The sequence below is a fragment of the Streptomyces sp. B15 genome (assembly GCF_018070605.1).
In the GTDB taxonomy this organism is placed as follows: domain Bacteria; phylum Actinomycetota; class Actinomycetes; order Streptomycetales; family Streptomycetaceae; genus Streptomyces; species Streptomyces smyrnaeus.
The window spans coordinates 1-9,724 of record NZ_JAGPXJ010000153.1 but is presented as its reverse complement, the minus strand read 5'-3'; the positions used below and the strand labels follow the sequence as shown (position 1 = coordinate 9,724).

Sequence of the window (9,724 nt, the reverse complement as noted above, 5' to 3'; positions counted from 1 at the left end):
CACCGAGGCGGGCGTCGACCTGGCCCGGCTGGCGGGGCTGCGGCCGGCCGCGGCCATCGTGGAGATCGCGGGCGAGGACGGCACCATGCTGCGACTGCCCGAGCTGGTGCCGTTCGCGCGCAAGCACGGGCTGCGGATCATCTCCATCGAGGACCTGATCGCCTACCGTCGCTCCGCCGAGCCCACCGTGCGCCGGGAGGCCGCGACGCGGCTGCCCACCCGGCACGGCGAGTTCCGTGCCTACGGCTACCGCTCCATCGTGGACGGGGTGGAACACATCGCGCTGGTCACCGGCGACATCACCGGCCCGGGTGACCTCGCGCGCTCCGCCGGCGGCGAGGACGTGCTCGTACGGGTGCATTCCGAGTGCCTGACCGGGGACGTCTTCGGCTCCCAGCGGTGCGACTGCGGACCGCAGCTGGAGGCGTCCTTGGAGCGCGTCCAGCGGGAGGGCCGGGGGATCGTGCTCTATCTGCGCGGGCACGAGGGCCGGGGCATCGGACTGCTGTCCAAGCTGCGCGCCTACGAGCTGCAGGAGCGCGGTCGCGACACCCTCGACGCCAACCTCGAACTCGGCCTCCCCGCGGACGCGCGCGACTACGCGGCGGCCGCGCAGATCCTCACCGACCTGGGTGTGAAGTCCCTGCGGCTGATGACCAACAACCCGGAGAAGACCGCCGCGATGGTGCGGCACGGGCTGCGCGTCACCGGTCGGGAGCCGATGCCCGTGCAGGCGGGGGAGCACAACCTGCGCTATCTGCGCACCAAGCGCGACCGGATGGGCCACGACCTGCCGTGGCTGGACGCCGAGCGCACCTCCCGCTGCGGCACGCAGTGACCGGCGGGCCACCCCGTCCCGGCCCCGAGGGCCGAGAGCGCGGGCACCCGTCACCAACCGCACCGCACCCCTTCCCCAGAGCGTCAGCACCCACTTCCAGCACGACCAGCAACCACTTCGAGCACGAGGAGCACCGTGAGCGGCAAGGGCGCACCTGAACTGACCGTCAAGAACTGCCAGGACCTGCGCGTGGCCGTGGTCGCCGCGCAGTGGCACCAGCAGGTCATGGACGGCCTCGTCGACGGCGCCCTGCGGGCGCTGGGCGAGCTGGGCATCGACGAGCCCACCCTGCTGCGCGTCCCGGGCAGCTTCGAGCTGCCTGTCGTCGCCAAGGTACTCGCCGACCGCGGCTACGACGCGATCGTGGCGCTCGGCGTCGTCATCCGGGGCGGCACCCCGCACTTCGACTACGTCTGCCAGGGCGTCACCCAGGGGCTCACCCAGGTGTCGGTCCGCACCGGCGTTCCGATCGGTTTCGGGGTGCTGACCTGTGACGACGAGGAGCAGGCCCTCGCTCGCGCCGGGCTGCCCGGCTCCACCGAGGACAAGGGCCACGAGGCGGTCACCGCGGCCGTGGCGACGGCCGCGACTCTGCGCACGGTCGCAGAACCCTGGCGGTGAGCGGCCCGGGCCACCACGTAGGCTGTCAGGCACCATGGCGAACAAGACATTCGAGCAGCTCTTCGCCGAGCTGCAGCACAAGGCCGCCACCGGCGACCCGGCCACCTCCCGCACCGCCGAGCTCGCCTCGCAGGGCGTGCACGCCATCGGCAAGAAGATCGTGGAGGAGGCCGCCGAGGTCTGGATGGCCGCGGAGCACGAGGGCGACGAGCGCACCGCCGAGGAGATCTCGCAGCTCCTCTACCATCTGCAGGTGCTCATGGCCGCCAAGGGCCTCTCCCTCGACGACGTATACGCTCACCTCTGAGCCGCGCCCCGGCTCTTCGTCCGCTCCGCAACCCCTTCACGAACAAAGGAAGCTCATGCTGCGCATCGCCGTCCCCAACAAGGGTTCCCTCTCCGGCCCTGCCGGGGAGATGCTGCATGAGGCCGGATACCAGCAGCGCAAGGCCACCAAGGAACTCGTCCTGGTGGACCCCGAGAACGAGGTCGAGTTCTTCTATCTGCGCCCCCGCGACATCGCGATCTACGTCAGCTCCGGGCGGCTCGACATCGGCATCACAGGCCGCGATCTGCTGCTGGACTCCGGGGCGCGGGCCGAGGAGGTGCTCCCCCTCGGCTTCGCCCGCTCGACCTTCCGCTACGCGGCCAAGCCCGGCACCGTCGACACGCTCGACGACCTGGCCGGGCTGACGGTCGCCACCTCCTACGAGGGCATCGTCGCCAAGCACCTGGCGGACAAGGGCATCGACGCCTCCGTCGTCCACCTGGACGGCGCTGTGGAGACGGCCATCGAGCTGGGCGTGGCACAGGTCATCGCGGACGTCGTGGAGACCGGTACCTCGCTGCGCAACGCCGGTCTGGAGATCGTCGGAGAGCCGATCCTGCAGTCCGAGGCCGTCGTCATCCGGCGCACCGGAGGCGACCCGGACGGCCCCAAGGTGCAGCAGTTCCTGCGCCGGCTGCAGGGCGTCCTGGTGGCCCGCAGCTACGTGATGATGGACTACGACATCCGCGCCGAGCACCTGGAGGCGGCCGTCGCGCTCACTCCCGGTCTGGAGTCGCCGACCATCTCCCCGCTGCACGACCAGGGCTGGGTGGCCGTCCGCTCCATGGTGCGTACCGCCGAGGCGCAGCGGATCATGGACGACCTCTACGACCTGGGCGCCCGTGCCATCCTCACCACAGGCATCCACGCCTGCCGTCTGTGACCGCGACCGGAGCACGCTCATGACCGACAGCCCCCGGCATCCCGCGCTTCCCGTCACCTTCCGGCCCACCCGCACCCGCGCGGTGCTGCTGACGGCCGGTGTCGCCGTGTTCGTCGTCCTCACCGTCATCTCGCTGATGCTCCAGCTCGGCGGCGGGGAGCGGGCCAGCTTCATCTTCATGGCCGCGCTCTGCCTCGGTGTGCTGACGCTGCTGAGCCGTCCCAGGGTGACCGCGGACGAGGACGGGGTGACGGTCGTCAACCTCACGACCAAGCGGCACCTCGAATGGGCGCAGGTGCTCGCCGTCCGGCTGCGGCCCGGCGACCCATGGGTCTCGCTGGACCTCGCGGACGGCACCAACCTGCCGGCCATGGGCATCCAGCCGGGCATCGCCAAGCAGCAGGCGCTCGCCGACGCCCGTGCCCTGCGCGGTCTCGTCGACCTCAAGGGCACCCCGCAGGACAGCTCGAACGGAGCAGCGCACGACGCCCCGGAGGACGCCGGTCAGGACCCCGGAAACTAGCCGCTCTCCGGCCCGGATCGGCAACCTCGACCCGGTGCCGTGCGTCTTCGCGGGGTGCGGCGGAGTGTCTACTCTGGTGCACACCGGCATGAGCCGCCCCGCGCTCGCGCGGGCACCTGCGAACCGAGGAGTGACCACCTCCAGCGATGGACGGATCGTCCTGTAGTACGTGCGCCGCGTCCCGTTTCCATGGGGGCGTGGCATGACCCTCCCACTGCTGCTGCTCGGTGTGGCGTTTGCGCTCGTCCTCGCCAACGGCTTCTTCGTCGCCGCGGAGTTCGGGCTCGTCACCGTCGAGAAACCCGAGGCCGAACGCGCCGCCGCACAAGGCGACCGGAAGGCCCGCGCCGTCGTCCGGGCCCTGCGCGAGCTGTCCTTCCAGCTCTCCGGCACCCAGCTCGGCATCACCCTCACCTCCCTGGTCACCGGCATGCTCGCCGAGCCCGCGCTGGCCCGGCTGCTGGACGGCCCGCTGACCGCGATGGGGATACCGCGGGGCGCGGTCGGCGGGGTCGCCGTCGTCACCGGCATGCTGACCGCCTCCGCCGTCCAGATGGTCGTCGGCGAGTTGGTGCCCAAGAACTGGGCCGTGTCCCGGCCGTTGGCGGTGGCCCGGTTCGTCGCCGGCCCGCAGCGCCTCTTCTCCGCCACGTTCCGGCCGGTGATCGCGGGGCTGAACGCGGCGGCCAACCGGATGGTGCGGCTCTTCGGCGTCCAGCCCGCCCAGGAGCTGGCCTCCGCCCGCACCCCCGGTGAACTCGTCTCCCTCGCCCACCACTCGGCCCGCGCCGGAGCCCTCGAACAGGACACCGCCGACCTGTTCGTGCGCACCCTGGCGCTGGGCGGGCTGACGGCACAGCACGTGATGACGCCCCGGGTACGGGTGAGCGCCCTGCAGGCGCTGGCCACCGCCGAGGACGTCCTCAACCTCACCCGCGCCACCGGGCTCTCCCGCTTCCCCGTCTACCAGGACACGCTGGACGAGGTCGTCGGCATGGTCCACCTCAAGGACGCCCTCGCGGTCCCATCACACCGGCGGCTGCACACCCCCGCCGCCCGTATCGCCGTGCCCGCGCTGCTCGTCCCGCAGACCCTCCCCGTCCGGCCGTTGCTGGCCCGACTGCGCAGCGAGCAGCCCATCGCCGTCGTCGTGGACGAGTACGGCGGCACGGCGGGTGTCGTCACGCTGGAGGACATCGTCGAGGAGATCGTCGGCGAGGTACGCGACGAGCACGACGGACAGCTCTACGACGAACTGCCCGCGCTGGCCCCCGCGTCGCCCGACCCGGAGGGCCGCCCGGCGTGGGAGGCCGACGGCGGCTGCCGGGTGGGCGCGCTGCGCGGTATCGGCCTCGAAGTGCCCGAGGGGCCGTACGAGACCGTGGCCGGACTCGTCGCCGACCTGCTGGGCCGCATCCCGGTCCCCGGCGACACGGCGGGCCTGCGGGTGCCGGACGCCCGCGCGGGGCAGGGCACGCCGGCGAGTGCGGGGGAGTGGCAACTGCGGGTGCGGCACGTGGCACACCACCGCGCCGAGCGGGTCCGCATCGTGGCCCCCGACCGAGCCGGTGCCCCCGTCGGAGGCGGCCCTGGCGACCGTCTCGGCGGCGCTGCCCCGCGCCCGGCACGCGATATGGAGGCGGCGGCGTCATGAGTGCCCTCCAACTTCTGTTCGCGGCACTGCTGGTGCTCGCCAACGGCTTCTTCGTCGGTGCCGAGTTCGCGCTCGTCTCCGTACGCCGCAGCCAGATCGAACCCCTCGCGGCCGCGGGCTCCCTGCGCGCGCGGCGGGTGCTGCGCGGGTTGGAGACGCTGCCGCAGATGATGGCGGCGGCACAGTTCGGCATCACGGTGTGCTCGCTGACGCTGGGCGCGGTCGCCGAGCCGACGCTGGCGCATCTGCTGGAGCCCGCCTTCCACGCCGCACGGCTGCCCCAGGCGCTGGTGCACCCCGCGGGGTATGTGATCGCACTGGCGGTGGTGGTCTTCTTCCACCTGGTCGTGGGGGAGATGGTGCCCAAGAACCTCGCCATGGCCGCCCCCGAGCGCACCGCGCTGTGGCTCGGTCCCGCGCTGGTCGCCTTCGCGCGGCTGACCCGCCCGGTGACCGTGGCGCTGGGCGCGTGTTCGACCGTCATCCTGCGGCTCTTCCGGGTCGAGCCCAAGGACGAGGTGGCGGCGGCCTTCACCAGCGAGCAGCTCAACCAGCTGGTCGAGGACTCCGGACAGGCCGGCCTGCTGGAACCCGACGAACAGGAACGGCTGGCCGACGCCCTGGAACTGGGCTCCCGGCCGCTGACCGAGGTGCTGCTGGGCCGTACGGAGCTGGTCACCGTCGGCACCGATGTCACCCCGCGCCAGGTGGAGGAGCTGACGGTGCGCACCGGCTACTCCCGCTTCCCGGTACGCTCCGACGACGGCGGCTTCCTGGGGTATCTGCATGTCAAGGACGTACTCGACCTGGAGGAGGCCGACCGCGCGGTGCCGCAGCGGCTGTGGCGGCCCATGACCACACTGCGCGGCGAGCTGCCGCTGGACGACGCGCTCACCGCCATGCGGGCCGGCGCCTCGCATCTGGCGGCCGTCGCCGACGCCACGGGACGGGTGCTGGGCGTGGCGGCGCTGGAGGACGTGCTGGAGATGCTGGTCGGCGAGGTGCACGATCCCGCCCACACCGACCCGGCACGGGCCCGGCCCGACTCCGCCCCCGCCCCGGCGGGCGCCCTCGCCAGGTCCGGCGCCGCCGGTGCGGAATCCGCGCGTGCGCTGCCCGGTGCCCGGCATCTGTCCGGGGGTGGCGGTCTCGGTCCGGCGGACGGCCTCAGCCCAGCGGCGGCTGCGGGCCGGGACGAGGACCGTCAGGACCCCGCCCCGACAGCACCTCGCCGTACGCCTGCATGAGGTCGGGCAGCCGCAGCGTCGCCAGGTCGTCGCGCGTCGGGGTGCCCGAGTAGCCGGACAGCCGCAGATCGCGGTAGGCGCAGCTCTTCTCGTACAGGGTGCGCAGGAAGCGGCCGTTGCCCAGCTCGTCGATCCAGCCCTGGTCGACCACGTGGCCGCTGATGCTGCGCAGCTCCTCCAGCGCCTCCTCGTCCCAGACGTCGCCGTTGTCGGCGGCCAGCACCTCGCCGATCGCCGTCAGCTCCAGCGGCCGGTAGCTGGGAAAGTCCACCCGGGTCGTGAACCGGGAGGACAGCCCAGGGTTGGCCGCCAGCAGCCGGTCCATGCCCTCCGGGTAGCCCGCCAGGATCACCACGAGCTGGTCCCGGTTGTCCTCGGCGCGCTTGAGCAGCACCTGCAGCGCCTCGTCGCCGTACGCGTCGCCCTTGGTGTAGCCGGAGTTGGAGAGCGCGTAGGCCTCGTCGACGAACAGCACCCCGCCGAGTGCCGAGTCGATCAGCTCGTTGGCCTTGACCGCTGTCTGCCCCAGGAACTCGCCCACCAGGTCGGCGCGTTGGGCCTCGACAAGATGGTCGCCGCCCAGCAGCCCCAGCGCGTAGAACGCCCGGCCCAGGATGCGCGCCACCGTGGTCTTGCCCGTACCGGAGGGACCGGAGAAGACGAAGTGCCGCTTCGGCGGCTGCACGGGCAGGCCCTGCCCGGCCCGCAGCCGCGCCATGTGCAACTGGGCCGACAGCGCCCGCACCTGGCGTTTGACCGGCTCCAGGCCGACCATCCGCTCCAACTCCTCCAGTGCCTGCGCCAGCAGCACCGGATCGGAGGGGCCCGTCGGCAGCCTGCCGTCGCCGTCCCGGCCGCCGCCGAGAGGGGCGCGCTCCCGCAGCACGCTGGTGTCCACCCGGACCGGCTCGGCGGGGTCGCCGGAGTCCTCCAGGCGGAGTCCGTCGGCCTCCGGGTCCACCACCGGGTCGGCGGACTCGGCCGCGTCACCCATCCCCGCATCCGAACCGTCGCGCGGGGCGCCGGGCTCGTCGCGGCCCGGCAGCGCGCCGCCGGACAGCTCGGCCGCGTCCCGGCGGAACCCGGCGTCGTCGGGCAGCCCGGGTCCGTTCCGGGGCGCCGCGCCGCCGTCGCGGAGGCTCCGGTCCGGGGCCCCGGGGGCGGCGCTGTCGGACGGATCGGCGGGGTCCGGCGGCTGTGCCGGGTCGCCGGGCGACTCGGGCCCGCGGTCGAAGAGCTCCTGGGCCGCGCTGTCCCCGGCTCCGTCCGGTCCGCCCAGGTCGCCGGAGAGGACAGCAGCCGCCAGGTCCTCCACCGTGCCGCCCTGGCCGTCGCCCTCCGCGATGGTGGTCAGCCTGGCCGCCGTGTCCATGAACGTCGGGTCGATACGGTGCACGGCGCGGTACAGCGGCAGCGCTGCCGCGCTGCGGCCCGTGCCCTCGCGGGCGCGCGCCAGCCAGTAGCGCAACTCCTTGCGCTGCGGCTGCTCACTACGGCAGCGCATCAGGGCGGCGGCCAGCAGCGGCTCGGCCTGCCCGTACATCTCCAGCCGTACCCGGGCCATGCCCGCGAAGAGCCCTGCCTCGATACCCAGCAGCGGGTCGTCCACCAGCGGCTCGGTGTGGGCGACCAGCCCCTCCCAGTCCTTGGCCAGGTAGGCGCGGCAGGCGTGCAGGAACCGCACCTGGGGATCGGTGTCCACCGGGGGGCATCCGGCCAGAGCGCGGTCGAGCTCGGCGACGTGACGGCCGTCCAGCCAGTGCGAGGCGTGCGCCAGCAGCAGGTCGCGTTCGTGTTCGAGCACCGGCTGAACCCACCAGCCCAGCCAGTACCAGGAGTTGAGGGTCAGTCCGTGCCGGGCCCGCTGTTCGCCGAAGCGGTCCCTGTGGTGGTACATCCGCAGCAGCGCGGTCGCGGTGTCCGCGCGCAGGGCGTGAAGTCCCAGCCAGGCGTCGGCCATCCCCGGATCGAGCCGTACGGCTGTCCGGAACTCCTCCTCGGCTTGGGCGTATCCACCGACGGTGTACGCATCCACCCCGCGAAGCCAGGCGAGTTCGGCCGGGGCGTGCAGGCCCTGGGGGTCCTGCGTGCCGAAGTTCATCACGTCCCCCACGAAACGTCCCCCGTCATCTGCCGGTTATCACCCGGGGTTCCCGCGCTGTTTCGCATCGTACCCGTGCTCAGGGCGCTGTCGAAGAGCGCCGTACGCGGCTTCCGGGGGCGCGGAACCGGCGGTCGCGGGGGCGCGGATGGAGGTTGAGGAACTAAGGCTTCCGTAAAACCGCTACGAAGAGTAAGAGAAATGTAAATGCTCTGTTCCGCTTAACCGTTCCGGAGCAGAACGAAGCCCCCGGTCACGGGGGAACAACCGGGGGCTTCGCGTCTGAAGACGGCCTGCGTAGACCGCTTGTTGGAAAAGTAATCGGTCCGGCGCCAATGGTCAAGCCGCTCGGTTGCACTCAGTGCCGTTGATCGCTGTCAACTGCCACGAGTTATACGGAGGGTCATATTCGGCGGGGCCTCCGGTGCCCCACCAGCCCTTTCTCGTATCTCGTATCCCGGGTGTCCCTTGCCCGTTTCCCGCACCAGGAAGTCCGCGAACGGGCGGGAGGGGTCGGCCGCGTAATGCGCGCGCTCCGCGGGGACCCAGCGGGCCCAGAAATCCCGCTGCCCCGGACCGTCCCGCCGCCGGCCGCGCCGCCACGCCGCCTCCGGAGCCATGTCGGCCCACAACAGACAGGCCAGATACGGCCGCAGCGCCGCCCGGCCCGCGCCCACACCCTCGATGAGGAGGACCGGCGCGGGCGGCAGTACGACCTCGTCCGTGCGGGCGCGCGCCACCCAGTCGTACGCCACGTAGCGTGCAGGCACGCCCCGCCCCAGCGGCTCGATCACCTGTCCGAAGAGCAGCTCCGTCCAGTCGAACAGCGCCTGGTGGCTCGCCAGGTCGTCGAGGTGGAGCACCGGCGCCCCGCCGAGCAGCTCCGACAGCCGCCGGGCCAGTGTCGTCTTCCCGGAGCCGGCGTGCCCGTCCACGCCCACCAGCCGCACCGGGCCGCACGAGGCAGGCAGCGCGGCGAGTCGGTCGGCGAGCGCTTCAAGGGTGAGCGGAGCGGGCATTCCTCCAGCGTACGTCGCGGATCACCCGGATCGCGGTGCCGCATCGTCCCGCAGACCGGGAACACTGTGTCACTGGCCGGGCCAATGACGACGGCATGCCGAGCGGGCGAAGCTCTGGCACACGCCCTGCCGAGCCGCGATAGTTGGCTTCCGCGTACGGCCGGGTACGTCCGCCGGGTACGACCGCGTACGACCTCGCACGACGCCGCACCACCTGTGACGACCGCCGCACCGACCCACGACTGGGGGCACTGAGCATGACCAGCAGATCCGCCAACCGCCGTACCGTCCTGGCCGCCGCCGTCGCCGCGGCGGCCTCGGCAGTCGCTGCCCCGACCGCCCTGGCAGCCGACAGCCGGTCGGGTGGAACCGTCGGCACGCCCCGTCCCGGCCGCCCGGCCGGGCGCGGCCGGCCGGGAAAGGCGGGAAAGGTGGAGTTCCACGGCTGGTCCGGGCGGCGCGAGTGGGCCCCGGGCGAGGCCAACGGGACCCGGGTCCGCACCACCGGAC

9 protein-coding genes and 1 pseudogene are annotated in these 9,724 nt (G+C 72.7%); 8 read left to right on the top strand and 2 right to left on the bottom strand.

The genetic code is table 11. From position 1 onward, the window contains the following. The 7 genes from ribA to KBY19_RS34595 form a co-directional block, all read left to right on the top strand. A partial coding sequence (gene ribA, locus KBY19_RS34625; RefSeq protein ID WP_210967421.1) for a GTP cyclohydrolase II occupies positions 1-838 on the top strand: 838 nt, incomplete at its 5' end. Positions 839-973: 135 nt separating this feature from the next. Next, complete coding sequence (gene ribH, locus KBY19_RS34620; protein ID WP_099878594.1) at positions 974-1,459, top strand: 6,7-dimethyl-8-ribityllumazine synthase; 486 nt, start codon at positions 974-976, stop codon at positions 1,457-1,459. Positions 1,460-1,493: 34 nt separating this feature from the next. Next, complete coding sequence (locus tag KBY19_RS34615) at positions 1,494-1,766, top strand: phosphoribosyl-ATP diphosphatase (RefSeq protein WP_185016298.1); 273 nt, start codon at positions 1,494-1,496, stop codon at positions 1,764-1,766. A 55-nt stretch (positions 1,767-1,821) separates the two neighbouring features. Then, the gene (gene hisG / locus KBY19_RS34610) at positions 1,822-2,670 is read left to right on the top strand and encodes an ATP phosphoribosyltransferase (protein WP_210967420.1); all 849 of its coding nucleotides are present in this window, start codon (positions 1,822-1,824) and stop codon (positions 2,668-2,670) included. A 19-nt stretch (positions 2,671-2,689) separates the two neighbouring features. Next, positions 2,690-3,193, top strand: coding sequence for a PH domain-containing protein (locus KBY19_RS34605; RefSeq protein ID WP_210967419.1), 504 nt, complete (start codon positions 2,690-2,692; stop codon positions 3,191-3,193). A gap of 202 nt (positions 3,194-3,395) precedes the next feature. Then, the gene (locus KBY19_RS34600) at positions 3,396-4,847 is read left to right on the top strand and encodes a hemolysin family protein (RefSeq protein ID WP_099878585.1); all 1,452 of its coding nucleotides are present in this window, start codon (positions 3,396-3,398) and stop codon (positions 4,845-4,847) included. Further along, the gene (locus KBY19_RS34595; protein ID WP_099878583.1) at positions 4,844-6,094 is read left to right on the top strand and encodes a hemolysin family protein; all 1,251 of its coding nucleotides are present in this window, start codon (positions 4,844-4,846) and stop codon (positions 6,092-6,094) included. Before KBY19_RS34600 ends, KBY19_RS34595 begins: the two co-directional genes overlap by 4 nt. On the opposite strand, the gene KBY19_RS34590 is transcribed toward KBY19_RS34595, so the two are convergent. Together KBY19_RS34590 and KBY19_RS34585 are read right to left on the bottom strand one after the other, a co-directional pair. Next, entirely contained in the window at positions 6,015-8,195 is a 2,181-nt protein-coding gene (locus tag KBY19_RS34590; RefSeq protein ID WP_099878581.1) for an AAA family ATPase, read from the bottom strand. The two genes, KBY19_RS34595 and KBY19_RS34590, sit on opposite strands and share 80 nt — an antisense overlap. A gap of 377 nt (positions 8,196-8,572) precedes the next feature. Beyond that, positions 8,573-9,214 carry a uridine kinase gene (locus tag KBY19_RS34585; protein WP_099878579.1) on the bottom strand — a complete coding sequence of 214 codons (642 nt, stop codon included), beginning with the start codon at positions 9,212-9,214 and terminating at the stop codon, positions 8,573-8,575. A gap of 257 nt (positions 9,215-9,471) precedes the next feature. Here KBY19_RS34585 and KBY19_RS34580 point away from each other — a divergent pair. Continuing rightward, a pseudogene (locus tag KBY19_RS34580) lies at positions 9,472-9,724 on the top strand (peptidase C39 family protein); the annotation flags it as partial.